The organism is Massilia sp. P2_C2, assembly GCF_056404615.1.
On the sequence record NZ_JBFUDR010000593.1, the window covers coordinates 1 to 1,435 of the forward strand.

Here is a 1,435-nt window from a genome sequence, read left to right on the forward strand (position 1 = left end):
GGACGACGAGCAGGCCCGTCATCAGCTTGGTGATGGAGGCGATGGGCAGCGCGACGTTGGCATTCTTCTCGAACAGCACTTCCGAACTCGTCTGGTCCATCACATAGGCCACGTTGGAGCGCAGTTCGAGCGGGTCGCGCGTGCGGTTCAGGCCGGCGATATCGCCCGCGCTGAGCATCGCCACGGCCGGCGCCGCGCGGCGGACGCGCTGGTACACGACGTGGCGCTTGCCGTGCACCATTTCGACACGGCGCACCATGCGCTCGCGGTTCTCGTTCGCGGCGACCCTGGCCAGGTCGGCGCGCCGGGCCTTGACCTTGACGCGCTTGGTCGCAGCCGTGTGTCCCTTGTGCCTGGTCGCGGCTGCGGCGGGTTCAAGCATCAACATCATGGAAATGGCGGCTGCCAACGCGAGCTTGAGCATCTCTGAAAATCCTTGAACGCGGCTGATGAGCACTAATTGCAGTGTAGCGGAAGACGAATGGAGCGCAAGTGCGCACCACGCGAATGTACCACCTGTGCTCCTTTTTTTCCACAGAACAAAAATCGATGCGTTGTAGAAATCTCTTGATATTTCAATAGCTTGCAAAAACCAGTATAGCCTGTTATTCGAGGAAACGCGCGAAGGCGGCTACCGGCTCGCGTTCCGTAACGAGCGTGTTCTCGACCTTGTCCGAATCGGCGTAGCCGAGCGACATGCCGCACACGACCATCTGGTTTTCGGACAACCCAAGCTCGTTGGAAATGATGCGGTGGAACTGCGTGAACGCGGCCTGYGGGCACGTGTCGAGACCGCGGCCGCGCGCCGCGATCATGATGTTCTGCAGGAACATGCCATAGTCGAGCCAGGAGCCCTGCTCCATGATGCGGTCGATGGTGAAGATCATGCCGACGGGTGCGTCGAAGAAGCGGTAGTTGCGGCCGTGCTGGGCCGCCATGCCGGCCTTGTTGTCGCGCGTGAGGCCCAGCAGCGCGTACAGGTCCCAGCCGACCTTGCGGCGCCGGTCGACGAAGGGCGAGACCCACTCGCGCGGGTAGTACGCGTACTCCTCGACGTGCGCGCGGGCCTGCGCCGGATCCGCGTACGCGGCCAGGATCCGGTCGCTCAGGCATTCCTTCGCGGCACCGGTCAGCACGTGGACTTTCCACGGCTGCGTGTTCGTGCCGGACGGGGCGCGCGCAGCCACTTCCAGGATGGCTTCGATATCCTCGCGCGCGACCGGGGTCGGCAAGAATGCGCGGATCGAACGGCGCGAGGTGATGGCGGCGTCCACGGCACGCTGTTGTTCGTTACTGATCATGCAGTCTATATGGACGCCTCCCTTTTGCAAGGTATTTTCAGCTCTGTTCAGACGAGGAAAGTCGCAGTTCTATATCCGGCCTTGTGCGCGGCATTGCCGCTGGCCCCGATGAAATCCGCTGACCCACACCTCAT

The 1,435-nt window shown here is 62.5% G+C and carries 1 protein-coding gene and 1 pseudogene; both read right to left on the reverse strand.

Annotated elements, in window-relative coordinates; all coding sequences use genetic code 11:
* A pseudogene (locus AC1DYX_RS31115) lies at window positions 1-424 on the reverse strand (peptidase S11); the annotation flags it as partial.
* A 181-nt stretch (window positions 425-605) separates the two neighbouring features.
* The gene (locus tag AC1DYX_RS31120) at window positions 606-1,301 is read right to left on the reverse strand and encodes a nitroreductase (protein WP_477266085.1); all 696 of its coding nucleotides are present in this window, start codon (window positions 1,299-1,301) and stop codon (window positions 606-608) included.
* Window positions 1,302-1,435: the final 134 nt, after the last annotated feature.